Source organism: Micromonospora sp. WMMA1923 (genome assembly GCF_049179195.1).
GTDB lineage: Bacteria > Actinomycetota > Actinomycetes > Mycobacteriales > Micromonosporaceae > Micromonospora > Micromonospora yangpuensis.
This window is the reverse complement of the sequence record NZ_JBMHLZ010000001.1, coordinates 484,921-510,347: the sequence shown is the minus strand read 5'-3', so window position 1 is coordinate 510,347 and position 25,427 is coordinate 484,921. Positions and strand designations below refer to the sequence as shown.

21 protein-coding genes, 1 tRNA gene, 1 other RNA gene and 1 pseudogene are annotated in these 25,427 nt (G+C 70.7%); 5 read left to right on the top strand and 19 right to left on the bottom strand.

The window, feature by feature from the left end; genetic code table 11:
* Positions 1 to 17: 17 nt before the first annotated feature.
* The 5 genes and pseudogenes from ACN28G_RS02360 to ACN28G_RS02340 form a co-directional block, all read right to left on the bottom strand.
* A complete protein-coding gene (locus ACN28G_RS02360; RefSeq protein WP_421478276.1) occupies positions 18 to 1,640 on the bottom strand; it encodes an ArnT family glycosyltransferase in 1,623 nt (540 codons plus the stop codon).
* Positions 1,637 to 3,580 (bottom strand): GtrA family protein, encoded by a 1,944-nt coding sequence (locus tag ACN28G_RS02355; RefSeq protein ID WP_421478275.1) that lies wholly within the window; start codon positions 3,578 to 3,580, stop codon positions 1,637 to 1,639. Before ACN28G_RS02355 ends, ACN28G_RS02360 begins: the two co-directional genes overlap by 4 nt.
* Positions 3,581 to 3,674: 94 nt before the next feature.
* A pseudogene (locus tag ACN28G_RS02350) lies at positions 3,675 to 4,082 on the bottom strand (glycosyltransferase family 2 protein); the annotation flags it as partial.
* Positions 4,083 to 4,430: 348 nt separating this feature from the next.
* A complete protein-coding gene (locus ACN28G_RS02345; RefSeq protein WP_421478274.1) occupies positions 4,431 to 5,390 on the bottom strand; it encodes a lytic polysaccharide monooxygenase auxiliary activity family 9 protein in 960 nt (319 codons plus the stop codon).
* A gap of 122 nt (positions 5,391 to 5,512) precedes the next feature.
* A complete protein-coding gene (locus tag ACN28G_RS02340) occupies positions 5,513 to 5,728 on the bottom strand; it encodes a helix-turn-helix transcriptional regulator (protein ID WP_091446020.1) in 216 nt (71 codons plus the stop codon).
* Between the two features lie 568 nt (positions 5,729 to 6,296).
* Here ACN28G_RS02340 and ACN28G_RS02335 point away from each other — a divergent pair.
* Entirely contained in the window at positions 6,297 to 6,566 is a 270-nt protein-coding gene (locus ACN28G_RS02335) for a hypothetical protein (protein WP_091446018.1), read from the top strand.
* 68 nt (positions 6,567 to 6,634) lie between these two features.
* Here ACN28G_RS02335 and ACN28G_RS02330 read toward each other — a convergent pair whose 3' ends face one another.
* The 5 genes from ACN28G_RS02330 to ACN28G_RS02310 all read right to left on the bottom strand — a co-directional run bounded on the left by ACN28G_RS02330 (position 6,635) and on the right by ACN28G_RS02310 (position 10,613).
* The gene (locus tag ACN28G_RS02330) at positions 6,635 to 7,459 is read right to left on the bottom strand and encodes a TrmH family RNA methyltransferase (RefSeq protein ID WP_091446016.1); all 825 of its coding nucleotides are present in this window, start codon (positions 7,457 to 7,459) and stop codon (positions 6,635 to 6,637) included.
* A 196-nt stretch (positions 7,460 to 7,655) separates the two neighbouring features.
* A complete protein-coding gene (locus ACN28G_RS02325; RefSeq protein WP_091434972.1) occupies positions 7,656 to 8,537 on the bottom strand; it encodes a hypothetical protein in 882 nt (293 codons plus the stop codon).
* A 288-nt stretch (positions 8,538 to 8,825) separates the two neighbouring features.
* Entirely contained in the window at positions 8,826 to 9,716 is an 891-nt protein-coding gene (locus ACN28G_RS02320) for an SAM-dependent methyltransferase (RefSeq protein ID WP_091434970.1), read from the bottom strand.
* 149 nt (positions 9,717 to 9,865) lie between these two features.
* A tRNA-Ala gene (locus tag ACN28G_RS02315) sits at positions 9,866 to 9,938 on the bottom strand.
* A gap of 84 nt (positions 9,939 to 10,022) precedes the next feature.
* Entirely contained in the window at positions 10,023 to 10,613 is a 591-nt protein-coding gene (locus ACN28G_RS02310) for a YqgE/AlgH family protein (RefSeq protein ID WP_091434968.1), read from the bottom strand.
* Positions 10,614 to 10,907: 294 nt separating this feature from the next.
* On the opposite strand from ACN28G_RS02310, the gene mdlC reads away from it, so the two are divergent.
* The gene (mdlC, locus tag ACN28G_RS02305) at positions 10,908 to 12,503 is read left to right on the top strand and encodes a benzoylformate decarboxylase (RefSeq protein WP_421480846.1); all 1,596 of its coding nucleotides are present in this window, start codon (positions 10,908 to 10,910) and stop codon (positions 12,501 to 12,503) included.
* Positions 12,504 to 12,669: 166 nt separating this feature from the next.
* On the opposite strand, the gene ssrA is transcribed toward mdlC, so the two are convergent.
* The 7 genes from ssrA to pruA all read right to left on the bottom strand — a co-directional run bounded on the left by ssrA (position 12,670) and on the right by pruA (position 19,095).
* Positions 12,670 to 13,045, bottom strand: a transfer-messenger RNA (tmRNA) gene (ssrA, locus tag ACN28G_RS02300).
* Positions 13,046 to 13,152: 107 nt separating this feature from the next.
* Positions 13,153 to 13,632 carry an SsrA-binding protein SmpB gene (smpB, locus tag ACN28G_RS02295; protein ID WP_091434964.1) on the bottom strand — a complete coding sequence of 160 codons (480 nt, stop codon included), beginning with the start codon at positions 13,630 to 13,632 and terminating at the stop codon, positions 13,153 to 13,155.
* 157 nt (positions 13,633 to 13,789) lie between these two features.
* Complete coding sequence (ftsX, locus tag ACN28G_RS02290; protein WP_091434963.1) at positions 13,790 to 14,665, bottom strand: permease-like cell division protein FtsX; 876 nt, start codon at positions 14,663 to 14,665, stop codon at positions 13,790 to 13,792.
* A 67-nt stretch (positions 14,666 to 14,732) separates the two neighbouring features.
* Entirely contained in the window at positions 14,733 to 15,413 is a 681-nt protein-coding gene (gene ftsE, locus ACN28G_RS02285) for a cell division ATP-binding protein FtsE (RefSeq protein ID WP_091434961.1), read from the bottom strand.
* A gap of 118 nt (positions 15,414 to 15,531) precedes the next feature.
* Positions 15,532 to 16,653: a peptide chain release factor 2 gene (gene prfB / locus ACN28G_RS02280; protein WP_091434959.1), complete on the bottom strand. Its 1,122-nt coding sequence runs from the start codon at positions 16,651 to 16,653 to the stop codon at positions 15,532 to 15,534.
* Positions 16,654 to 16,682: 29 nt separating this feature from the next.
* Positions 16,683 to 17,198, bottom strand: a complete 516-nt coding sequence (locus tag ACN28G_RS02275; protein ID WP_091446014.1) for a helix-turn-helix transcriptional regulator — start codon at positions 17,196 to 17,198, stop codon at positions 16,683 to 16,685.
* A 268-nt stretch (positions 17,199 to 17,466) separates the two neighbouring features.
* The gene (gene pruA / locus ACN28G_RS02270) at positions 17,467 to 19,095 is read right to left on the bottom strand and encodes an L-glutamate gamma-semialdehyde dehydrogenase (protein ID WP_421478273.1); all 1,629 of its coding nucleotides are present in this window, start codon (positions 19,093 to 19,095) and stop codon (positions 17,467 to 17,469) included.
* A 262-nt stretch (positions 19,096 to 19,357) separates the two neighbouring features.
* Here pruA and ACN28G_RS02265 point away from each other — a divergent pair, with 262 nt between their 5' ends.
* Entirely contained in the window at positions 19,358 to 20,338 is a 981-nt protein-coding gene (locus tag ACN28G_RS02265) for a hypothetical protein (RefSeq protein ID WP_421478272.1), read from the top strand.
* Positions 20,339 to 20,477: 139 nt separating this feature from the next.
* Here the strand turns inward: ACN28G_RS02265 and ACN28G_RS02260 are convergent, their stop codons facing one another.
* Positions 20,478 to 20,990 carry a DUF6912 family protein gene (locus ACN28G_RS02260; RefSeq protein ID WP_421478271.1) on the bottom strand — a complete coding sequence of 171 codons (513 nt, stop codon included), beginning with the start codon at positions 20,988 to 20,990 and terminating at the stop codon, positions 20,478 to 20,480.
* 339 nt (positions 20,991 to 21,329) lie between these two features.
* On the opposite strand from ACN28G_RS02260, the gene ACN28G_RS02255 reads away from it, so the two are divergent.
* Positions 21,330 to 21,557: a helix-turn-helix domain-containing protein gene (locus tag ACN28G_RS02255; RefSeq protein ID WP_091446012.1), complete on the top strand. Its 228-nt coding sequence runs from the start codon at positions 21,330 to 21,332 to the stop codon at positions 21,555 to 21,557.
* An 83-nt stretch (positions 21,558 to 21,640) separates the two neighbouring features.
* Complete coding sequence (locus ACN28G_RS02250; RefSeq protein ID WP_421478270.1) at positions 21,641 to 22,243, top strand: Rv3235 family protein; 603 nt, start codon at positions 21,641 to 21,643, stop codon at positions 22,241 to 22,243.
* 97 nt (positions 22,244 to 22,340) lie between these two features.
* On the opposite strand, the gene secA is transcribed toward ACN28G_RS02250, so the two are convergent.
* Positions 22,341 to 25,307: a preprotein translocase subunit SecA gene (gene secA / locus ACN28G_RS02245; RefSeq protein ID WP_091434949.1), complete on the bottom strand. Its 2,967-nt coding sequence runs from the start codon at positions 25,305 to 25,307 to the stop codon at positions 22,341 to 22,343.
* Positions 25,308 to 25,427: the final 120 nt, after the last annotated feature.

Genomic DNA, 25,427 nt, shown 5'->3' with positions numbered 1-25,427 from the left:
TCGGGGCGGGAGGGCGGTCACGGCCGCACCTCGTAGACGACGATCACGGGTACCGGCACCGGCCGGCCCGAGGAGTCGGGCTGGTCGACGTACTCGGTGTGCACCACCCGCCCGTGGTAGCGACGGACCAGGATCATCAGCCGCTGGGCGAAGAACTCCGACCGGCCGGCCGAGAAGGAGTCCCAGACCACGTAGTGCAGGTCGTTGCTGCGCAGGCGGTTGTCCGGGTTGTTCAACGGGACGTAGGACGGGTTGCGGTGCAACGGGTTCGGGCTGACCGAGAGCCCGTAGCTCTCCCGGTGCCCGTAGTAGCGCACGATGTTGGCCATCGAGGGGCCGAGGGTCAGGATGACCGCCCCTTCGGGGGTGTTGGCCATCAACCACCGGCCGACCTCCCGGCCGCCGGGCACGCCACCGGAGCCGGCCAGGAAGGTCGTCCCGCCCGGCGGGCTGACCACCTTCCAGCACGGTACGGCCAGACTCAGCACCACCACGGCGACGAGGGCGACCCGGACACCCCGCACCGGCCCACCGCCGACGGACCGGCGCAGCCATCCCGGCCAGCTCAGCCATCCTGGTCGACGCAGCCGGGTCGGCGCGGGTACGGCCACCAGCGCCCGGCCGGCCAGCAGCACCATCGGGATCGCCACCGGCAGCAGGTACTGGAAGCCCTTGACCGGCCAGAGCTGGAAGAACAGCACCGGCACCGCGATCCAGGACAGCAGCAGGGTCTCCCGCCAGGTCCACCGGCGGGCGCTCCACACCAGCGCGACCACCGCGGCGGCCACCAGCAGCAGCCCCATCGCCACCGGCACGGTCCTGAGATAGAACTCCGGCGGGTGGTTGGGGCGGCGGAACAGCTGCCAGACCAGGTAGTTGCGACCGGTGCTGCTCCGGCCGGCCAGCGCCTGGGAGAGCGGGTGCACCGCGAAGACGACCGCCAGCACCGGCAGGGCGAAGAAGGTGGCCCGGATCGGCCGGCGCACCGCCGGGGTCAACGCCAGGAACGCGTAGACGCTGCTGGCCAACACCACGCTGGTCTCCTTGGCGAGCATGGTGAGGCCGAGCATCGCCGCCGTCGCCACGTACCAGAGCAGTTGCTGGCGTTGCACGTAGCGCACCAGGCAGTAGAGGGTGAGCGTGCTGAAGAAGAGCATCGGCCCGTCCAGCAGCACCTGCCGGGTCACGGTGGCGTGGTACGGCATGACCGCGAGCAGCAGCGCCGCCACCAGACCGACCCGGCGGCCGTACAGCCGGGTGCCCAGGGGGTAGACCGCCAGCACGGTGCCCACCCCGAACGCGGCCACCACCAGCCGCCCGACCAGGTCGGCCTCACCGGTGCGGAAGAACGGCGACAGCACCGCCTGGACCAGCATCGGGTGGGCCCGGAAGACCGGGAAGTGCGGGGTGTAGCGGGGGTTGCCGGCCAGCGAGGCCGCCTGCCCGGCGTACACCGCCTCGTCGCTGTTGAAGCCGAAGCTGTCCAGCTGCCAGGTCCGCACCAGCACCGCCAGGGTCGCGATCGCCAGCAGCGCGCCGACCACCGGCCACCGCACCCGCCGGACCGCCGCCGCCGGCTGGTCCGCGGTCCGCCGCCGCTGCCCGGGTACCACCCAGCTCGGCGCCTTGAGCACCCTCATGCGCCGCCCCCGGCGGTGGCCAGGTCCGCACTCCAGCGGGGCCAACCCTGCGCCGGTACGACCCCGACGGCCGCCTCCGGGCGCTCCTGGCGCAGCAGGTCGGGAATGTCGTCGGCCCAGCCGAACCGGTCCGAGGCGATCACCCGGCTGCGGACCCGGGTCAGGAAGCCGGTGAGGATCTCCAGCTCCCGCTCGCGCAGCTGCGGGTAGCTGAGCCCGCCGATGGTCAACGAGGGGGCGAGGTACCGGAACGGCGGGAAGCCGTACGCGTCGTCGGTGTTCTGGATCATCCGCTGCACCGTCTCGGCGGGGGTCAGGTCGCTGATCGCGGGCGTACCGCGTTCGATGACGAAGAGCTCCTCGACCCGGGTGGTGGTCCCGATGCGGCAGGGCACCAACCGGTCCACGCTGTACTTCGGCGGTGGGACCAGCAGTTGGGTGACCGCGTTGATGCCCATGATCGGCAGGTTGAACCGGCTCAGGGTCAGCGCCAGCGACCGGCCGCCCTTGGAGTGCAGCCGGCTCTGCAGCTGCAACCGCCGCCACTCTCCCGGGGTGAGGTCCTGCGCCTGCACCGCGCGCAGCGTGTGGGAGCTGATGGTCAGCGGCTTGGGGAAGCAGTGCGCCACCCCGTCCGGCCGGACGATGGTCATGTCGTCGGAGAGGAACAGCCCGCCGTGGTCGCGCAGCAGCCGCAGCACGGTGGCGGTCTTGCCGGTGTCGGTGAGCGCGGAGAGCATCACACCGACGCCGTCGAGGGTGACGCAGGCCGAGTGCAGGAGCATGTGGCCGCGCGAGACCATCACGAAGCGCAGCAGCGCCTCCAGGATGTTGGTGTAGACCACGTGCGGCGAGCGGGCCAGCAGCGGGCCCACCCGGATGTCGATCGGTGGGCCGAGCTGGATCCGGAAGTTCGCCCCCAGCCGGCCCAGTTGTTCGGTGTACCGCAGCACGTCCTGCTGGGCGTACTGGGTCATCGCGGCGCGGCGCTGCGGGCCTCGGCCCCCGACGTCGTCGACCCGGACCTTGATGTCCAGGTCGGCGTCGGCCACCCACTGGGCCCGGAAGAACTCCAGCTCCGGCAACATGATCTGGGAACCGATGGTGACCACGCCGGCCACGTCGTAGCGGTACGGCAGGTACTGGTACCGCCGCCGGGAGGGCGGGGTGACGCGCTCGGCCGCGCCGAAGGCGACCAGCAGGCACACCGGGTCCCGGCGTCCCCGGTCGTCGGCGCTGTAGATGACCCGGTCGTTGATCAGGAACCGGACCAGGAAGAGCGCGACCAGGGTGACCGCGTTGGCGGCCAGCACACCCACCCCGGCCCAGACCAGGGCCTGCAGCACCGGCAGCCGGACCAGCAGCAACACGTTGTTGAGCAGGAAGAACCGGAACGCCCGGGCAGGTAGCGAGCCACGCCGTTGGCCGCGGTAGATCAGGTTGTCCACCAGCAGGAAGTTCCACGAGGTGGAGAGCTGGGTGGCCAGCGTCGCGCCCACTAGGTGGTGCAGCTGGGCGGGCTCGTAGAAGAACCAGAGCGCCGCGGTGTTCACCACCATCCCGGAGAGCCCGACCAGACCGAAGGCGACCATCCGGAACAGCTCGTGGAAGCGCTCACGGATGGTTCGTGGACGCTGCCGGATCTGCCCCACCAGGCGTTGCCCGCGCAACCGGCTGAGGTGCCGCAGGAAGGCGACGCCCTCGGACAGCGAGGCCTTGGAGTGGCCGGCGTGGCGCTTCTCCATCTCGTAGGACACCTCGGCGACCCGGGCACCGGGGTGCCGGACCAACAGCTCCAGCAGGACCTTGAAGCCGAGCGGATGCATCCGGTCCAGCCGGACCGCCGAGCGGCGGAAGACGAACAGGCCACTCATCGGGTCGCTGACCGTGGCCAGCCGGAGCGGGAAGAGACTCTTGGCCAGCCGGGTCGCACCGACCAAGGTGAGCTCGCGCAGCAGGCCGCCGAGCCCACCCCAGGAGCCGTGGCCGGGTGCCGATCACCACGTCGACGTCGTGCCGCAACGCGACGGCCGCCAGCGCGGCGGCGGCCTCCGGTGGGTGTTGCAGGTCGCCGTCCATCACCAGCACCCACTCCCCCCGGGCGTGGTGCGCGCCGGCGAGCACCGCGCCGCCCAGTCCACCGCTTCGGCGCTGGGCCGGCCGGTGCAGCAGGCGGACCGGCACCGTCGCGCCGGCGGCGTGCCGGGCCAGCACCGCCGGGGTGTCGTCGTCGCTGTCGTCGACGACGAGGATCTCCGCGCCGATGGTGGCCACCGCCGGGACGAGCCGGTTCAACAGCTCCGCCACGTTGCCCGCCTCGTTACGGGTGGGCACCAGGACGGTGAGCCGGATCCGGCCGCCCACCGGCGGCTCGTGCAGGGTCCGTGGCGCGTCGTCGTCTGGCCGGCGAACCGCCGGGTGACCGGTCGCGGCAGTTGTCATTGAACCCTCCGGGCTCCGCGTGGACAGCAGCACTCACCGCCGCAAAGGACGGTGGGCCATTCCTGAATGCTCGCCGGGAACCGTGACGTGAATTGATTTTCACGTACGCCACATCATCGGTGAATAGCGAGAATACGCAGAGAGTAGAGCGGGTTAAGCGCAGTGGTCCACGCCCCTTCCGGTCGCATGGTCGACCGAAAGAGACCTCGACAAGTTCGCATTGTGCAGCTAAAGAGGCAGCTCAGAGTCCCGAAATAACGAGAATATTATTCTAATAGTGAACGACGACAAGCGCTTTCCCGGTCGCAAATTCCATCTGTGAGCGCCATTCTTGTTTCGGTGACCCGATCACCAGATCCGGCGTTTACCGACCCGGTGGTTACGCACCTGACACGGTCGACCGGGAGCCACCGGCCGGGGTCGCCGCAATCGCACGGCGGCCATGCCGACCAGCAGCGGAACCACCACCACCGCGGCACCGACCAGCAACGGCCGGCCCCCGGGCAGCTGGGCGGTCGCGGTCACCGACGCCACCGGCACCCCCGGATCGGTCTGTGCCGCCGACGCCGTACCCGACGGTGTCTCCACCGCCGCGTCGACGGCACTGACCGACGACGGAGCAGCACGGTCGTCACCCGACGACGGGGCAGCAGGGTCGTCACCGGCGGACCGGAGGAGCACGTCCGAGCAGGAGTAGTAGGTGTCCGGGGTGTCGGAGTTCTGCCAGACGGTGTAGATCAGGTGTCGCCCGGTCCGCCCCGCCGGCAGGATCCCCGACACCCGGTACTCCCCACCCCGCACCGGCGGGTCGGTCACCCGCAGAAACGGCAGCCGGTCCAGGTCCGCCCAGGTCAACGGCGCGTTCGGGTCATAGCCGTCGACGGTGAGGTAGAGCCGGAAGGTGCCCCGCTGCTCGACGGTGTTCCGATAGCGGAAGGTGAAGGCGCTGCCGCCGGTCAGCTCGGTGGTCGGCCAGTCCACCCGGGGCAGGTCCAGTCCCCGGTACGCCGACAGGCCGCCGCTGCACAGCTCACCGTCCGGGATCACCTCCCGGTCCCGGCCGGCCACCCCGTACACCCGGATGTTGTCCCACTCGCGCAGCGCCGCCCCGGCCGCCACTGCCGCCCGGCAGGCGGGGGTGTCGGCCGCCGGGCTGCCCGGCGCGCAGCCGGCCGACCGGCTCACCGGGTCGACGGGAGCACCGTGCGCCGAGGCCGGCCCGGTGGGCGGCAGCACCACGGCCGCCCCGGTGAACAGCACCGCGGCGGCGGCGACCCCGACGGCGGCGAGCGTTCGGCGTACGGTCACGGCTTCGACCTCCCGCCACTGGTACGCGGCCGGGACGGCAAAGGTTCGACCCGGGCTGCCACAACCTGCGGATCCGACGCCGTCGCTGTCACAAAACGGACGTCGGCTGCCCGGGCTTGATGCTAGTCGTCGTCGTCCGCCGGCTTGGGGCGGCGGTAGTCCCGGATGTATGCCTCAACGTCGGACCGCAGCCACACCGAGCCGCCGATCAGCTTCTGGAACGGCTTCGGGAATCTGGGCAGCAGGATGATCTGCCGGAACCGCGACCGGCTCACGCCCAGCATGTCCTGAATCTCAGCCGCTCCTACAAGCGGGCCTGGGACTTCCTCCTCGCCCATGTCCCACAAGGTAGGCACAGTGAGTCCTACCCCTTAGGGCCTGCCTTACGCACCCCGCCCTGTAGGGCGCAACCCTAAAGACCTGCCCTGTAGGGCGTGCCCTAGTTGACACCGGGCAGCTGTGGGTGTGGGATCGGTCACGCGGTGCCCCCGGTTCGGTGGAGCGGGGCTCGGCGGGCCGGGGTGCCGCAGTAGCCGGAGGTGGACATGTCTCGACGGGTCACATACGCGGAGTACCTGACGGCGGTAGCCCTCACGCTGGCCCGCCGACATCGGCCGGTGTGGTCCTGGGTCAAGTGGCGGTGGGTCTGCCGGTGCGGCTCAGAACTGCCGTGCCGGGTCAGACACCGCATCCCGATCAACCGGGGGCATTGGCCGGGTGAGGACCGATGACTGAGCCCGAGGTGCCGTTCCGGGTCCAGGTGGCCTGGTTGGTTCTCGATGACCACACCTTCGGGCGCTGTCAACGGTGCCGCCCGGACGGCTGGTTTCCTCGGGTCACCGTCTCTCGTGCTCAGCTTCTGGCCTGGCGGACGGTGAGGAACCTGCGGTGAGCGCGCTCCTACCGATGGCGGGTGACCTGGTGCAGGTGACCAGAGCCGCCAGCGTGCAGTTCGTCAACCCGATCATGTTCCGAGTCATCCGCGTGATCGAGGACTGGACCCGGACCACCTACAACGGGTGGTGTTGGCTCGACGGCTACCAGCTTGACGCCACGGGCGACGCGGTGGCTCGACGGTCGATCTTCGTGCAGTCGGCGGGGTTGGTCATCCAACGACGAACCACCCCCATGCCGGTCGGGCAACAGAGGCGGTCCAGATCGCCGCAGAGGCGTTAGCCAGCGCCTTCCGCCGTCACGGTCGGGGGGTTTGTCAGTGGACGGACGTTTCCTTCAAGAGGTGCGACTCAGCGGCGTGCGGCGCGTTGCCGGGTCGCCTCGTACAGGGCCACCGTCGCCGCGGTCGCCGCGTTCAGCGAGCTCGCCGAGCCGCTGATCGGGATCCGTACCATCCGGTCGCAGGACTGTCGCCAGGCCGCGCTGAGGCCGTGCGTCTCGTTGCCGACGGCGACGAGCGTGGGGCCGGTCAGGTCCGCTCCGGCGATGTCGACGTCGCCGGACTCGTCGGTGCCGACCACGGTCACCTCGACCCCGGCGGTACGCGCCGAGGCCACCCACTCCAGCGCCTCCCGGTGGCTCGGCACCCGGACCACCGGTACGGCGAAGAGCGAGCCGGTGCTGGCCCGGACCGCCTTCGGGTCGTACGGGTCGGCGGCGTGCCCGGTGACGATCACCCCGGCCGCGCCGAACGCGTCGGCCGAGCGGACCATGGTGCCGATGTTGCCCGGCGTGGTGGGCCGGTCGAAGGCCAGCACCAGCGGGTCCGGGCCGGTCGGGATCCGGTCCAGCCGGTCGGCGGGCAGCTCGACCACCGCGAGCAGCTCCGGTGCGTCCTCGTCCTTGCCGCCCAGCTCACGCAGCAGCTCCGGAGCCAGCACCGCCCGGGTGGCGTCGACGGTGTCCAACAGGTCACCGGCCCACCGGGACAGTGCCACCCGGTCCGGGCAGAGCAGGGTACGCACCGGCCAACCGTGCCGGACCGCCAGCGAGATCGGCCGTACCCCCTGGACCAGGAACTCACCGGCCCGCTGCCGCTTGGTGCGGTTGGTCAGCAGCGCCTGCCACTGCTGGAAGGTGGCGTTCCGGGTGGTGATCCTCAACGTCCGCGCCACGGTGCCGGCCAGCCTCCTCGTCACGCGACCCACCCGGTCGGGGCCCGCTGGTCGGCCCGAGCCTATCGAGGGACCGGCACGACGAACGCGGCCGGGCCGGGGCGGTCTCCCCGCCCCGGCCCGGCCGGTACCGCTCGTCCTGCTGGTGCCTGCTCAGCCTGCTGGTGTCTGCTCAGCCTGCCGGTGGTGCGCTGCCTCAGGACAGGAACTTGTCCAGGGCGGCCTCGATGCTGCCGGCGTCCGGCGCCGCGTACGCCTTCATGGTGGTCCGGTTGTACGAGATGAAGCTCGGGCAACGGTTGGCCGGGGCGTTCACCGTGCCGCCGTCGCCGATCTTCTCGGCGGTCTTGGCCGCGTGGAAGGTGAGCGTGTACCGCGACGAGATGTAGGAGACCGAGACCGGCTTGTCGTCGCTGTCCTTGTAGTCGCACTTCCTGGGCTCACCCTCGCTGCCCTCGACGAACTTCAGGCAGCCGACCACGGAGACCGACTCGAACTCGGTCGACCGGGCGTAGTAGCTCTTGCTGGAGCTGACCGACCGGGTCGACCAGGTGGTCAGCCGCTCGGGGTTGTTCGAGAAGGTGTACGCCTTGGCCCCGGAGCCGCCGCTGGTGTAGGTGGCGGCGTTCAGGATCGGGCTGCCGTCGCAGACCGAGGAGAAGTCACTGGAGTAGCGGGCGGTCACCGCGTTGTTGTTCGGCGGCGCCTCCTGCGGGGTGGACTCCTGCGGGCCGGGGGTGTTCTCGCCACCCGGCTGCGGGCTCTCGCCCCCGCCCTCGGCGGGGGTGCTCTGCGAGGCGATCGGATCCGGCTCGTCGTCGCCGCCGGCCAGGGCGAACGCGATGCCGGCACCACAGAGCGCGAGGAGCAGGATGACCGCGGCACCGATCGAGAGCCCGATGATCAGGCCCTTGTTCGACTTCTGCGGTGGCGGCGGGAACGGAGCGCCCAGGTGAGCGGGCTGACCTTGACCTGGATGTCCGTAGGCGGGGTAGCCGCTCTGCTGGGCCGGGGGCCCGCTCCACGGGGTGGCGTTCGGGTCCGGCTGCCCTCCGTACGGAGGGTAACTGTCACTCATCTGCTGCCCTTATCGCTCTCGACTGGTGCCCACGCTCGGGATCATCGAACAGGGTAGTGAGCGGCGCAAAATTCGGCCGGATGACGAAAGCCGGACGGGCGTCCGCAGCCCACCCCGGGGCCCACAACCAGCACTCTGCGTACAGATCCCCACCCGATACGTAGCACCAGGCGAGCGGCGACGAAGGGCACCCGGCGCCCGGATCGGTTCATCGCAACGGGAATCCGACCCGAGAACGGGCTAAAAGGACTCTGGATTCCCAACAGTTCAATGTGTGACGCAGAACACTCACTTGACTGTGCGTTCGAGGACCAACAGGCGGTACTCGATCCAGCGCCGGGACAGTCCGGCCTGCAACGCCGAGCCGCCGATCATGTTGGCCCAGAACGGCGTCTCGACCAGGCGGTCACGCACCCGGGGCAGGGCACCGGTGGCCCCCACGACCACGTCGATCACCCGGTCCCGGGGCCGGCCCAGGCGCAGGTGTGCGGTGAGATCCACGTTCTCCAACAGGCGCAACCCGGCGCGCTGGCCCATCTCGGTCAACTCGGAGACGCTGTGCAGGCTGCCGACCCGCCAGCCGGCACGGAACTGGTCCAGGCACCGTTCACGGGCCGGCAGTCCGCGATCCTTGTCGGTCATCCAGTCGTCGCACAGGACCAACCGGCCGCCCGGCTCCAGGCGCTCGGCCAACGTCGGGATCAGCTCGGCCAACGACGGTGAATGCACCATGGACTCGATGGCGACCATGGCGTGGTAACGCGGCTCAGGGGGAAGCTCGGCGAAGTCACCACGGACAATGTGGCACCGCTCGGTCAGGCCTTCGGCCGCCAACCGCCGCTCGGCGATCTCGGCCTGCACCCGGCTGATCGTCACACCGGCCACCCGGGCGTCGATCGTCCGGGCGATACGCACCACCGTCGCGCCGACACCACAACCCAGATCGAGCACCCGCCCCTCGGGCACCGGCACGTGGTCACTCAGGCGTTCGACCACCAGCCGGTTGACCGTGTCCCCGGCCTCGGCCGCATTCGCCACTCCCGGCAGCCACACTCCGCGATGGATCGCCTCGGTCGACTCGCCGAAGCGCAGAAAGCGCCGGGTGTTGGCGTCGTAGTAGTCGGCGACCCGATCGACGTGCCCGGTTACCACGCTGCTGCCGGAGGATGGCTGACCCATCGGCGAAACCTATCACGCGTTTCGGAGGCCACCCGGGCTGCGACAACTGACGGTGACACCCCGGGTGAACGGAGTACCACGCCGGGACGGAAACGAATCAGCGGCCTGGTCGGAATTGCTCGACCAGGCCGCTGAGTTGCTGCTCGGGGTGGAGCCGAGGGGACTCGAACCCCTGACCCCCACACTGCCAGTGTGGTGCGCTACCAGCTGCGCCACGGCCCCCTGCTGCTGTCCCGGTCGCCCGGGCACTGGCGAAACTATACACATCCCGACCGCCGCGGTCGAAACGCGGGGGTGCCCCCCGGATCAGTTCAACGCCACGTCCGGCGGGAAGTGGGCGACGGCGGCCATCATCCCGCCCTGCCGGCGTAGCACCATCGGCCAGAGGTCGTCCGGCCGGTCGACGAAGGCGTCCCCGGGCAGGGCGTCCAGCACGAACCAGGAGCCCTCCTCGATCTCCTGCTCCAGCTGGCCCGCGCCCCAGCCGGAGTAACCGGCGAAGACCCGGATCCCGGCGACGTTCTCCCGGAGCCGGTCGGGGTCGACCGACAGGTCGATCGTGCCGATCGCCCCGGCGACCTGGTGGAAGCCGCGCAGCCGGCGTACCGGGTTACGCAGGCGGGCCAGGCAGATCGCCGAGTCGGGCTGGACCGGGCCGCCCTCGAAGAGCACCGCCGGATGCCGGGCCAGGTCGCTCCAGGCGCCGAGCACGTCCGCGACCGGCACCTCGGTGGCCCGGTTGAGCACCACGCCGAGCGCCCCGCCCGGCTCGTGCGCCACCAGCATCACCACGGTCCGGTCGAAGTTCGGATCCTTGAGCGCAGGGGTCGCCACCAGCAGCCGGCCGGCCATCGACTCCATCGCACGACCGCCGATCGCCTGCCCCTCTCCCTGCATGTCAACCATCGGTCAACCGCGCTGCCACCTGGCCACCCCGGCGTCGCGGGCCACCTCCGGCCGCCCCGATTCCGGACGGCGATCGCCGTGCCGGGGGCGCACCGTCCACCCGGGTCCTCCGCGCTGTCAACGCCATGCCTGGCACCATAGCTTGCCCTTCCCGCGCTGGCTAAGGTCCGGCCGGCGGTGATCAACAAGATCAAGGAGTACGGGACACGAGCCAAAAGCGCCTTTTGCGAGACTTATCCGGATAGATTCGGCTGAGGTGGCGGCGCAGACAGGAGGCGGGTGACGATGGCCACGGTCCGCGACACGACCTACGACCTGCTGCGGGAACTCGGCCTGACCACCGTCTTCGGCAACCCCGGCTCCACCGAGGAACCCTTCCTGCAGGACTTCCCCGCCGACTTCCACTACGTGCTGGCCCTCCAGGAGGCCTCGGCGGTGGCGATGGCCGACGGCTACGCCCAGGCCACCCAGGGACCCGCGCACGTCAACCTGCACACCGCCCCGGGCACCGGTAACGGGATGGGCAACCTGGTCACCGCCTGGCACAACCGCACCCCGCTGCTGGTCACCGCCGGCCAGCAGAGTCGGGAGATGCTGCTGTTGGAGCCCCGGCTGGCCAGCCCCCGCGCCACCGAGCTGGTCCAGCCGTACGTGAAGTGGAGCCACGAACCGGTACGCGCCCAGGACATCCCGGCGGCGGTGATGCGGGCGTACGCCACCGCGGTGCAACCCCCGGCCGGCCCGGTCTTCCTCTCCCTGCCACTGGACGACTGGCACCAGCCGGCCGACCCGCCACCACCGGTACGTGCCGTCGCCACCCGGTACGCCCCCGACCCCCGACGGCTGCGGGACTTCGCCGAGATCCTGGCGGCCAGCCGCACGCCCGTGCTGGTGCTCGGGGCGGCGGTGGACCGGGCCCTGGCGTGGCCGGCGGCGGTGGCGTTGGCGGAGAAACTGCGGGTACCGGTCTGGTCGGCACCGGCCGCGGAGCGGGCCAGCTTCCCGGAGGACCACCCGTACTTCCGGGGCGTCCTGCCGTACGCGATCGCGCCGCTCGCCGAGGCCCTACGGGGCCACGACACCGTGCTGGTCGTCGGCGCGCCGGTGTTCCGGTACTACCCCCACGTGCCCGGCGACCACCTGCCCGACGGCACCCGGCTGCTGCACGTCACCGACGACCCCGCCGAGGCGGCCCGCGCTCCGGTCGGCGACAGCCTGCTCGGCGACGCCGGACTGACCCTCGACGCGCTGGTGGAGTTGCTGCCCTCCGCCGACCGGCCCGACCCGCCACCCCGACCCGCGCCGGAGACACCGCCGGCCGGCGTCCCGCTCTCCGCCGACGCGCTCTTCGCCGCGCTGGCCCGGCACTGGCCCGCCGACGGGGTTCTGGTGCAGGAGTCACCCTCCAACCTGGCCGCGCTGCGCCGCCAGCTCTGGATCCGGCGGCCCGGGTCGTACTTCACGATGGCCAGCGGCGGCCTCGGCTTCGGCCTGCCGGCGGCGGTCGGCATCGCCCTGGCCGAACGCGACACGGGCCGGCGCCGCCCGGTGGTCGCGGTGATCGGCGACGGCTCCTTCCACTACTCGGTCCAGTCCCTGTGGACCGCCGCCCGACTCCGGCTGCCCCTGGTCGTGGTGGTCCCGGTCAACCAGCAGTACGCCATCCTGAAGGCCTTCGCCGCGTTGAAGGAGACCCCTGGGGTGCCCGGGCTGGACCTGCCCGGCCTGGACCTCACCGCGCTGGCCCGGGGCTACGGGTGCGCCGCCACCGTGGTCGACGACCCCGACCAGCTCGGTGACGCCCTGGCCACCGGCCTGCTCGCCGACCGCCCCACGATTCTCCCGGTCCCGATCAGCACCGACATCCCGACCCTGCTGTGACCGCGAAGCCTGCTCCTGCCGCGGAGGCGGCGGGGCGGCGGAGGCGGCGGGGCGGCGGAGGCGGCGGGGCGGCGGGGCGGCGGGGCGGCGGGGCGGCGGGGCGGCGGGGCGGCGGGGCGACACGACGAGGCGCCCCGGTCCTGGTGGACCGGGGCGCCTCGGGTGGTGGTGGAGGTGCCGGGAATCGAACCCGGGTCCTTCGCCGCCTTGTCAGGGCTTCTCCGAGCGCAGCTCGCTATGCCTCTACTCGGCCCCTCCGATCACGCGAGCGAGTCGGTGTGACGGGCCCAGTCGCTGATTGATCTCGCCGCACGGACCCCGCGACCGGGTCCGCTTGGCCAGCCTCCTAGCTGATGCCGGCTAACTGGGTCGAAGGCGATCCCAGGCCGACAGACTTGCTACTCGCCTCAGGCGGCGAGAGCGAAGTCAGCGCGATTTTGCTTGGCGCTTATTGTTTTCCGACGACCGATTATCGAGACGACGTCGGCTTCCTCGGCTCGCTTCCCCTGCCGCAACGCACGAAGTCGAAACCAGTCACCCCCTCGACGGGCTGCCGGATCGGCAGCACCACCCAAGACTAACGCCTCGGGCAACAGCTTTCATCCCCGAGCCCCGGCCCGGAGTGGCCCGCTGGGACAAACCGGGCAAACTACTCAGACATTCCCTTGCCACGCCGGCCGGCGACCCGGGCGATCTCCCGGTCCGCGTCCCGCTTGGCCAGGTCCTGCCGCTTGTCGTACGACTTCTTGCCCTTGGCCAGGGCGATCTCCACCTTGGCCCAACCGTCGGAGAAGTAGACCTGCAACGGCACCATGGTCAACCCGCCCTCGCGGGTCTTGCCGATCAGCCGGTCGATCTCCAACCGCTTGAGCAGCAGCTTGCGGGTCCGACGCGGCTCGTGGTTGGTCCAGGTGCCCTGGGTGTACTCCGGGATGTGCATCCCGTGCAGGTACAGCTCCCCGCTGCGCTCCTGGGCGAACGCGTCCACCAGCGAGGCGCGACCGGCACGAAGCGACTTGACCTCGGTGCCGGTCAGGGCCATCCCCGCCTCGTACGTGTCGAGGATCGAGTAGTCGTGCCGCGCCTTCCGGTTGGAGGCGACGACCTTGCGCCCCTTCTCCCGTGGCATCGGGCCACCCCCTTCCGAGCTTCCGACCCCGAGCTTCCGACCCGACGGACCGGCCGCCGGGCGGGGATCATGCTACCCGAACGACAACGGCCCTCCCGCACCGTTTTGTTCCGGTGCGGGAGGGCTCGTCAAGCCGCGTGCGGACGCCGTACCGTAACTAGACCCGCAGGTAGAAGCGGAGGGTGACCCAGGCGGTGATCGCGCTGACCAGCCCGCCGACCGCCGCCATCAGCGGGAAGGTCAGGAAGATCTCACCCCAGCTGACCGGCGAGAAGAGGCCCTGCAGGCTGCTCAGCGCCCCGTCGAAGAGGAAGCGCTTCAGCGCGACCAGCGCGCCGAGGCCGAGCACCGAGCCGATCAGGCCGGCGACGACCGCCTCCAGCACGAAGGGGGCCTGGATGAACCAGTTCGACGCACCTACCAGCTTCATCACCGCCACCTCCCGGCGCTTGCTGTACGCCGCCACCTGGATGGTGTTCGCGACCAGCAGGAGCGCGGCGATCGCCATCGCGATCGCGGCGACCAGGGCGACGTTCTGCCCGGCGGTGAAGAGGTTGAAGATCTTGTCGAGCACCCGGCTCTGGTCGACGATCTGGTCGACCCCCTCGGTGGACGTGTACTGGTCGGCGATCTGCTTGTACTGCTCCGGGTCGACCAACCGCAGCCGGTACGACTCGGGCAGCTGGTCCGGCTTCACCGCGGAGACCAGGTCGGGAGCGTCCCGGTACATGTCCTTGAAGCGCTCGTACGCCTCGTTCTTGTCGACGTAGATGGCTTCCCGGACCAGTGGGTCGCTCTTGAGCTGGGTGTCCAGCGTGGCCCGCTGTTCCTCGGTGACCTCGGGCGTCAGGAAGATCGAGACCTCGACGTTCTCGAAGTAGAGGTCCTTCATGTCGGCGACCTTGGTGTAGACCAGGCCGCTGACGCCGAGCATGGTCAACGACACCGCCATCGTGATGATCATCGCGATGGTCATGGTCACGTTGCGCCACAGCCCGACCAGTACCTCGGACAGGACGTATTTCACGCGCATCGGGGGATCCTCCGGGTCTCCGGCATGAGGTGTTCGTCGTCAGACTTCGCAGGGGTGGGGCGCCGGTTCACCCGTAGACGCCGCGGGCCTGGTCGCGCACGATCTGGCCGCTCTCGATCTCGATCACCCGACGGCGCATCTGGTTCACGATGTTGGAGTCGTGCGTCACCATCACGACGGTCGTACCGGTGCGGTTGATCCGGTCCAGCAGGCGCATGATCTCGATGGACGTGTCCGGGTCGAGGTTCCCGGTCGGCTCGTCGGCCAGCAGGATCAGCGGTCGGTTCACGAACGCCCGGGCCACCGCCACCCGCTGCTGCTCACCACCGGAGAGCTCGTGCGGGTACCGGTGCTCCTTGCCGCCCAGCCCGACCAGCTCCAGCACCTCCGGCACGACCCGGCGGGCGACCGCCTTGGTCTTGCCGATGACCTCCAGGGCGAAGGCCACGTTCTCGTACGCGGTGCGGTTCGGCAGCAGCCGGAAGTCCTGGAAGACACAGCCGATGGACCGCCGGAAGTGGGGACGCTTCCAGGACCGCAGCGACGTGACGTCCTTGCTGTTGACCACGACCCGCCCCTTGTTCGGGGCGACCTCGTGCAGCAACAACTTGATGATGGTCGACTTGCCGGAGCCGGAGGGACCGATGAAGAAGACGAACTCGCCCTTCTCGATCGAGACGGACACGTTGTCGAGCGAAGGCCGGGACGCCTTCGGGTACGTCTTCGTCACTTGCTCAAGCTGAATCACGGGTGGTGAGTCTACGCCCTGTAATCGGAACGCCAAGCGCTACGCCCCGGTGATGCGAGCCGAGTCATCCAAATACCCGGTCAGCGGGAGATCGAAGAAGCGCAGCGCCCGCGACCCGTCACGCGCTGTCGCCGGCGAGCTGCCGCTGCTTGCGCCACCGGATGCCGGCCTCGATGAAGCTGTCCAGCTCACCGTCGAAGACCGCGCTCGGATTGCCGGTCTCCTGCTCGGTACGCAGATCCTTCACCATCTGATACGGGTGCAGGACGTACGAGCGCATCTGGTCGCCCCAGGAGCCGGCGGCGTCGGTCTTCAGACCCTCCAGCTTGGCCTGCTCCTCCTGCCGCTTGCGCTCCAGCAGCCGGGCCTGCAGCACCCGCAGCGCGGAGGCCTTGTTCTGCAGCTGGGACTTCTCGTTCTGGCAGGTCACCACGATGCCGGTCGGGATGTGGGTGAGCCGTACCGCCGAGTCGGTGGTGTTGACCGACTGGCCACCCGGCCCGGACGAGCGGTACACGTCCACCCGCATCTCGTTCTCGGGGATGTCGATGTGGTCGGTCTGCTCGGTGACCGGCAGCACCTCCACCCCGGCGAAGCTGGTCTGCCGGCGCCCCTGGTTGTCGAAGGGGCTGATCCGGACCAGCCGGTGGGTGCCCGACTCGACACTGAGGGTGCCGAACGCGTACGGCACCTTGACCGCGAAGGTGGCCGACTTCAACCCCGCCTCCTCGGCGTACGAGGTCTCGTAGACCTCGGTCGGGTAGCCGTGCCGCTCGGCCCAGCGCAGGTACATCCGCAGCAGCATCTCGGCGAAGTCCGCCGCGTCCACCCCGCCGGCGCCGGCCCGGATGGCCACCAGCGCCTCCCGGGAGTCGTACTCACCGGAGAGCAGGGTGCGGACCTCCATCTCCTGGATGGCCTTGGTCAGGCCGGTGATCTCACCCTCGACCTCGGTGAGCACCCCGGAGTCGTCCTCCGCCTCGGCCAGCTCCAGCAGGACGCGCGCGTCGTCGAGCCGGGAGCGCAGGCTGCCCAGCTTGCTGATCTCCCCGTTGACGTACGACAACTGGGTGGTCACCTGCTGCGCCTTGGCCTGGTCGTCCCAGAGGTCCGGCGCGGAGGCCTCCTGCTCCAGCCGGGCCTTGTCCTCCTGCAACCGGTCGAGGTTGAGCACGGCCTCGATGTTGCGCAGGGTCGCGTCGAGTTCCTTGAGCTGTTCGGCGTAATCGGCAGCGGTCACGACAGCTAAGCGTACTGCCTGCGGCCCGGTCAGCCGACCGGGGCGCTTTTGAGCCAGGACAGCGCGGCCTTGTGGTAGGCGACGGCGAACTCCAGCGCGCTGGCGTCGTACGTCTCGCCCTCCTTCTTGGCGTTCTTCACCTGCTCCCGGACCGCCGCCAGCGCCTCGGTGTGGTACTCGTTGGCCGAGGCGTAGAGGTTGCGCAGCTGGCTCGCCGAGTGCAGGTCGCCGAAGGCGATCCGCAGTGCCACGGGGTTACGGACAGTGTCCTTCCCGGGATTTTCCGCCAACCAGCGAGAAAATGTCCGTTTTCCGGCCGCAGTGATCGCGTACGGCTGGCTCATCCGTGGACCGGGCTTGCCCAGACGTACGAAACCCCGCTCGGCCAGCACCGGCAACTCGCGGTAGACCTGACTACGCGTCATCGACCAGTACGGCGCCAGTCGGCGCTCAGCGGCGGCCATCAGTTGGCCGCCTGTCATTGGTCCCGCGTGGAGCAGCCCGAGCAGAGCTGCCGCCGTGGGGTTGACTCCGGATTCCGCCATGCCCATTACGCTGCCACTTTGCGGTCCCGGCGTCCAGGATTTCACCATTTCGCCACCCGCTAGGACTTCCTATGTGCACTGTCGGCGCGCGACAGTTCGGGTTCCGGTGCGCGAGATCACAGTCTGTCACCCTGACTGCGGGTGCGGCCGGATCGTCCGATCCGGGTCCGGAACCTCTCCGTAGGGGACACCGGAAAGCGCCGCGGGGTGCTCCGCCCGACCCCCGGAGCCCCTCCGCAGGGGACACCCGGGGGCCGGAGCCGGCCCGTCAGCGCATGTGCGGATAGGTGTGGTCGGTGGGCGGCACGAAGGTCTCCTTGATCGTCCGTGGGGACGTCCAGCGGACCAGGTTGTGCCAGGAGCCGGCCTTGTCGTTGGTGCCGCTGGCCCTCGCGCCACCGAAGGGCTGCTGCCCGACCACCGCACCGGTCGGCTTGTCGTTGACGTAGAAGTTGCCGGCCGCGTACCGCATCCGCTCGGCCACGGAGTCGACCACCCGACGGTCGGTCGCGAAGATCGACCCGGTGAGCGCGTACGGCGCGACCGACTCGGCCTGGTCGACCACCTCGTCGAAGCGGGCGTCGTCGAAGACGTGCACGCCGAGGATCGGACCGAAGTACTCGGTGGTGAAGGTCTCGTGCGCGGCGTCGGAGCACTCGAAGAGCGTCGGCCGGACGAAGTAGCCCACCGAGTCGTCGGCGGTCCCACCGGCGAGGACCCGGCAACTGTCGTCGCTGGAGATCAACTCCAGGGCGGCGGTGTGTCGGGCGAACGCCCTGGCGTCGATCACCGCGCCACCGAAGTTGCCGAAATCGGTCACGTCGCCGTATGTCAACGAGTCCGCGGTGGCCGCCAGCCGGTCGGCCAGGCCACCGTCCCAGAGCGAACGCGGCACGTACGCCCGGGACGCCGCGGAGCACTTCTGCCCCTGGTACTCGTAGGCCCCCCGGATCAGCGCGGTGTGCAGCGCGTCCACGTCGGCGCTGGGGTGGGCGACCACGAAGTCCTTGCCGCCGGTCTCACCCACCAACCGGGGGTACCCCCGGTAGCCGGCGATGTTCTCCCCGACACCGCGCCAGAGCTGCTGGAAGACCTTCGTGGAGCCGGTGAAGTGGATGCCGGCCAGGTCCGGGTCGGCCAGCACCACGTCCGAGACCTCCTCGCCCCGACCGGTGACCATGTTGAGCACGCCCGGCGGCAGGCCGGCCGCCTCGAACAACCGCATGGTGAAATGGGCCGCGAACTGCTGGGTCGGCGACGGCTTCCAGACCACGGTGTTGCCCATCAGGGCCGGAGCCGACGGCAGGTTGCCGGCGATCGCGGTGAAGTTGAACGGGGTTACCGCGTAGACGAAACCCTCCAGCGGACGGTGGTCGAACCGGTTCCACACCCCGGCCGAGGAGTTCGGCTGCTGTTCCAGCAACTCCCGGCCGAAGCCCACGTTGAACCGGAGGAAGTCGATCAACTCGCAGGCCGCGTCGATCTCGGCCTGGACCACCGTCTTGGACTGACCGAGCATCGTCGCCGCGTTGAGCGTGTCCCGCCAGGGGCCGGCGAGCAGCTCGGCGGCGCGCAGGAAGATCGCGGCCCGCTCCTCGAAGGGCAGCGCCCGCCACATCGGTGCGGCCTCCTTGGCCGCCCGGACCGCCGTCCGGGCGTCGTCGTGGGTGGCGTGCGCGGTCACCCCGAGCACGTGCGCGTGCCGGTGCGGCTGCACCACGTCGATCCGCTCGCCGCCGGCCATCCGCTGCTCACCGGCGACGGTCATCGGCAGCTCGATCTGCTCGGCGGCCAGCTCGGTCAGCCGTTGTCGCAGCCGCTCCCGCTCCGGGCTCCCCGGCTCGTAGGTGCGTACCGGCTCGTTGTGCGGCGCGGGTACGTGGAACACGGCGTCCATCACAGCTCCTGGGTGCTCGCGGCGGCGGTGGCCATCGGCCCCGCCGGCGGGCCGGTCGGATGACCGGATGCCGGATTCCGCGCACGGGGGTACGCCGGTCGCGGCGGCGGGACCTCCGGCGATTGTTCCACGCCCGGCAGCCGACCCGACCTGCGCGCCACCGGCCGGGAGCGCGGGCCGCAGGTCCGGGGGGCGGCACGCGTACGCTGGACGGCTGGTGACCCGCTCAGGCCCGGCCGGACGGCCGTCGAAAGGGAAGACGATGAGCAACGATCCCGGCCGCACCACCGCCGAGGACCAGCCGACCGCCGGTCAGGAGCCCGCGGCGGACGCCCCGTCCCGGCGGCTACCCGCCCCGGGTGCCGCGCTGCTGGAGGTGCTGGGCATCGCGTGGCTGGCGGCGATGCTCTGGTCGACCCGGGCCGCGATCGGCTCGGCCGAGGCCGGGTCGACCGCGATCAGTCTCTCCGCCTTCGCGCTGCCCGGGGTGATCTCGGCGGCGCTGGTCGCCGGGGCCGCGGTCGCCCTCGCGGCGACGAACCTGCTCGCCCGGCGGACGGCCGACCGGGCCACCCTGCGCTTCCTCGTCGCGGTCGGCACCGGCCTGCTGGTCGGGGTGGCCACCGCGACGGCGATCAACCTGGCCTACCTCGACACCGCGACGACAAACGTCATCGCCGGCACCGCCGCGGCGGCGGCGATCATCGGCGGCGCGGTGGCCGCCGCCCGGACCGCCCCGGTGGTCGGTGCCGCCGTGCTGTCGGGGCTGGGCGTCCTGCTCTTCGTGGTGGCGTTCAGCCGCGCCCGGAGCCCCCTGTTCGACCTGTACGGCGGGGACGGCGGCAGCCAGGAGGCCCTGGTGAGCGCGGCGAACTGGGTGTCGCGCACCGAGTCGCTGCTCGCCAGCCTGCTCGCCGGCCTGCTCGCCTTCGGGTACCTGCGCTGGGCCCGCCGGCACGCTGCCCGCCGTGATCCGGACGCGGCCGACCTGCGCTGGCCGGCGTACCTGCTGGCCGGGGCGGGACCCGGGCTGCTCCTGCTCACCGCCGAGGTGATCCTCCGGATCGGTGGTCGTTCCCTGCTCGACCTGGCCAGCGCGTTGAGCGACGCGGACGCGGTGGCGCAGACCTCGCTCGGCACCTCGCGGATCGACAACGGGATCTGGGTGCTCTTCGTCGGCGCCCTGGTCTCGCTCATCGCCTTCGGCCGCACCCTGACCCCACCCCCCACCGACAACGAGTAAGGAAGGGCCCCCTGTTAACGCTTTCGGTATAGCGGGGAGCCCTTCTCACCCCTGCGGCAGCCCGGCGGAGGGCGGGGCAGGGGGCGGGCTGGTCAGGCGGAGGGCGGGGCAGGCGGAGGGCGGGGCAGGGGGCGGGCGGTCAGGCCACGGCGTGCAGCAGCAGGTCCAGCTCGCTGACGGCGTACCACTCCAGCTCGTGGTCCTCGACGCCGTCGACGGTGAACTGGGCGTCCGGGTCGCCGGCCAGTGCCGCGTCGACCGCCTCGACGGCAGCCGTCACGTCGGCGACCGCCTCGGCACCGTCGACGTGCAGGGCGGCGACCGCGGTCACCGGCAGGGGGCCGTTCAGCGCCACGATGCTGGACCCCAGCTCAAGGTCACCCCGTCCGACCTGCGCGGCCGGCAGGTCGACCGAGACCACCACCCGACGGCGTGGCGCGGACGGGTCCGACCCCAGCAGCGGCAGCGCATCCTGGGCAGCCCGGGTGAAGGCGACGTACTCCAGCTCCTCCTCGTCGCCCTCGGCGTACCACTCCCGCAGGGCGGGGGTCACCGCATGCACCGTCCCGGCCACGGTGAGCCCCTCGGACCGCAACCGCGCGAGCATCGGCACGGTCGCCGGCACGTACACCCGGATCAGCTCGTCGCGCACCGGCCACCCCCGTCGTCACCCGAGCCGGCCCCTGCCGACCCCGCACTGTCGCAAGCCGGCCACGCCGACCCCACACTGTCGCGTGTCGGCCTAAGCCGACCTCACACTGTCGCGTGTCGGCCTAAGCCGACCCGTACTGTCGCGTCGGACCAAGCCGACCCCGAGCGCCGATCATGCCACCCCGAGCGCCAGGCGGGAACGAGGACGTCGCGACCTCGCCGAGCCGTCGGGCCGTCGGGCCACGAACGTGGCTACCCGCGACCGCCGTGCGGGGCGGGCGGGGCGACGAGGCGATCGGTGGCAAGCTTAGGCAAACGTAGTCGAGCCTTGGGGGTGCCGGTGGAGCCCAGGTTCCTGCTGCTCTCCGACGTGGCCGCCGAGCTGAACGTGTCGGACTCGCAGGTCTACCACATGGTGCGCAGCGGCGAACTGCCCGCAATCAAGATCGGCGGCCGGGGACAGTGGCGGGTGGAGCGGGCCCGGCTGGAGGAGTACATCCAGCTCAAGTACACCGAGACCGCCGAGTGGGTACGGGAGAACCCACTCGCCGAACGTGACCCCGAGTAGTCGTCCCACCATTGACGATGGACACTGTCGTGCCGGAGACTGAAGGCAATCGGAGGCAAACGAAACCAAACGAAGGGTTCGCGATGGTCGACACTCGCCGTCCCACGTCGGCGCGTCCACCGTTCCGGCTACGCCCGGTCCCGCCGCTCGACCCGCCCTTCACCGACGACCCGGCCGATCTCTGGCCCCGGCCGCCCAGCCTTCAGCTCGCGCTCGACCTCTTCGACCCGGCCCGGGCCCACCCTGGCCGGCCGAACACCCGACAGCGGGATCCCCGGCCCACGCCGACCCGTCCCGAGCAGCGGCCACCCACTACCGGGCCCCGGCTGCCCGGCGGCGGCACCAGCCCGGAGGCCGGTCGGGCCGCCCACCGGTTCGTGACCACCTGCCTGGAGATCCTCAACGGCTACCGTCCGCCGGGGCAGATCCGACCGCTGGCCGCTCCGGACGCCGTCGCCGAGGTGACCGAGCAGTTGGCCCGGGGGGCCGCCCGGTCCGGCCCGGTACGCCGCCGGTCGACCCGGCCGACGGTACGGCTGCGTCGGCTACGGGTCTGCGAGCCGAGGGCCGGGGCGGTGGAGGTGGCCGCCGTCCTCGGCACCCCCACCGGCCGCTCCTGGGCGATGGCGCTGCGCCTGGAGCACCGGCGGGGCAGCTGGCTCTGCACCACCATCCAGGTGCTCTAGCCGGGGGCTGAGCCACGACGCCCCGACAAGCCGAGACCCCGGCATCCACCACGAGCGTGGGGATGCCGGGGTCGCCGGTCAGGAGCGTGCTGGCGGCTCAGGCGCCGCCGTTGGGCGATCCGTGGCAGCGCTTGTACTTGCGACCCGACCCGCACGGGCAGGGCGCGTTACGGGACGGTCCGCCGGCGGCCTCCGCCTGGCCCGGCGCGTTCCGCCGGGCCACGTTCGACGCCACCGCCGGGCCACGCAGGGCGGCGGGCGGGCGCTGCTGGCCGTTGTCCTGGGCGGCGGGACGCGGTGATCCCGGGCCCGACTGCGCGCCGGGACGGGGCGACCCGGACTGCGCGCCACCGGACGAGCTGGACCGGCCGATGCCCAGCGCCGGGGCCTCCTCCTCGGGCCGCTCGACGACCACCGCACCGGCACCGGCCTCACCGTCGATGGTGGGTGCGGAGTACTGCAGGCCCTGCTGCTGGGGTGCCCGACCCAGGCCCTTGGCCTTGATCTCGACCGGCTTCTCCAGGAGCTTGACCTCCTCGGCCGCCGGCTCGGGCTCGGTGACCTGGACCTCCAGGTTGTAGAGGAAGCCGACCGTCTCCTCCTTGATGCCCTCCATCATGGTGGCGAACATGTCGAAGCCCTCGCGCTGGTACTCCACGACCGGGTCGCGCTGGGCGTAGGCACGCAGGCTGATGCCCTCCTGGAGGTAGTCCATCTCGTAGAGGTGCTCACGCCACTTGCGGTCGATGACCTGGAGCAGCACCATCCGCTCCAACTGGCGGGCACCCTCCTCGCCGAGGTCGGCCTCCCGCCGGTCGTACGCGGCGTTGGCGTCCTCCTTGAGCCGGGCGACCAGGAAGTCGCCGTCGAGCCCGGCCCGGGAGCCGCCGGCCTCCTCCTCCAGGTCCTCGATGGTCACGCCCACCGGGTAGAGCTGCTTCAGGCTGGTCCAGAGCTGCTCCAGGTCCCAGTCCTCGGCGTACCCGTCGGCGGTGGCCCCCCGCACGTACGCCTCGATGGTGTCGTTGATCATGTTGCGGACCTGGTCGGAGAGGTCCTCGCCGTTGAGCACCCGCAGCCGCTCGGCGTAGATCACCTGGCGCTGCTTGTTCATCACCTCGTCGTACTTGAGGACGTTCTTGCGGATCTCGGCGTTCTGGCCCTCGATCTGGGCCTGCGCGCTCTTGATCTGGCGGGTGACCATCTTCGACTCGATGGGCACGTCCTCGGGGATGTTGAAGCGCTCCATCACCGCCTCGACCGCGCCGGCTCGGAAGCGCTTCATCAGCTCGTCCTGCAGCGACAGGTAGAAGCGGGACTCCCCCGGGTCGCCCTGCCGGCCGGAACGACCGCGCAGCTGGTTGTCGATCCGGCGGGACTCGTGCCGCTCGGTGCCCAGCACGTAGAGGCCACCGACGGCGGCCACCTCGTCCGCCTCGGCGTCACAGGCCTGCTTCCAGGTGGGCAGGACCTCCTCCATCGCCTTGGCGTACTCCTCGGGCTGCTCCTCCGGGTCGAGGCCACGCTGGCGCAGCTCGCTGGCGGCGAGGTACTCGGCGTTGCCGCCGAGCAGGATGTCGGTGCCCCGGCCGGCCATGTTGGTGGCGACGGTGACCGCGCCCTTGCGGCCGGCCTGGGCGACGATCTCCGCCTCCCGGGCGTGGAACTTCGCGTTCAGCACCGAGTGCGGGATGCCCCGCTTGCGCAGCAGCTGGGAGAGGATCTCGGAGTTCTCCACCGAGACCGTGCCGACCAGCACCGGCTGGCCCTGCACGTGTCGCTCGGCGATGTCCTCGATGACCGCGTTGAACTTGGCCTTCTCGGTCTTGTAGATCACGTCGGCGCGGTCCTCGCGGACCATCGGCCGGTGCGTGGGGATGGTCACCACGCCCACCTTGTAGACCTTGTTGAACTCACCGGCCTCGGTCTGGGCGGTACCGGTCATGCCGGAGAGCTTCGAGTAGAGGCGGAAGTAGTTCTGCAGGGTGATGGTGGCCAGGGTCTGGTTCTCCTGCTTGATCTCCACCCCCTCCTTGGCCTCGATCGCCTGGTGCATGCCCTCGTTGTACCGGCGGCCGTGCAGGATCCGGCCGGTGAACTCGTCGACGATCAGGACCTCGCCGTCGCTGACGATGTAGTCCTTGTCCCGCTTGTACAGCTCCTTGGCCTTGATGGCGTTGTTGAGGTAGCCGACCAGCGGGGTGTTCACCGACTCGTACAGGTTGTCGATGCCGAGCCGGTCCTCCACCTTGGCCACGCCCCGCTCGGTGACCGCGATGGTCCGCTTGGCGTAGTCGACCTCGTAGTCCCCCGCGCCGTCCTTGCCGGACTGGAGGCGGGCCACCACGCCGGCGAACTCGCCGTACCAGCGGGCGGAGTGCTCGGCCGGACCGGAGATGATCAGCGGGGTCCGGGCCTCGTCGATCAGGATCGAGTCCACCTCGTCGACCACGGCGAAGTTGTGGCCGCGCTGGACCAGCTCCTCCTTCGACCACGCCATGTTGTCGCGCAGGTAGTCGAAGCCGAACTCGTTGTTGGTGCCGTAGGTGATGTCGCACTCGTACGCCGCGCGGTGCTCGCTGGAGGGGCGGTTCGGCAGGACCACGCCCACGGTGAGCCCGAGGAACTCGTGCACCCGACCCATCCACGCCGCGTCCCGCTGGGCGAGGTAGTCGTTGACCGTGATCACGTGCACGCCCTTGCCGGACAGCGCGTTGAGGTACACCGCCATGACCGAGGTCAGGGTCTTGCCCTCACCGGTCTTCATCTCGGCGATGTTGCCGAAGTGCAGCGCCGCGCCGCCCATCACCTGGACGTCGTACGGTCGTTGACCGAGCACCCGGGCGGCCGCCTCCCGGGCCACCGCGAAGGCCTCCGGCAGCAGGTCGTCGAGGCTCTCACCGTCGGCGATCCGCTCCCGGAACTGGTCGGTCATGCCGCGCAGCTCCTCGTCGGTGAGGTCGACGTAGTCGTCCTCGATCGAGTTGACAGCGGCGGCGATGGCCTTGAGCCGGCGCACCATACGGCCCTCACCGGCGCGGAGGACCTTTTCCAGAATCGACACGGATCAACGCTCCCCTAGACAGTCTCGACCCATCGTAGGCGCTCCGTCGGGGTGTTGGTCACTGGTGGCGGCCCTGGAACGCGCCGAAGCCGACATATTTCCCGCACCTGCCGCCCGGCG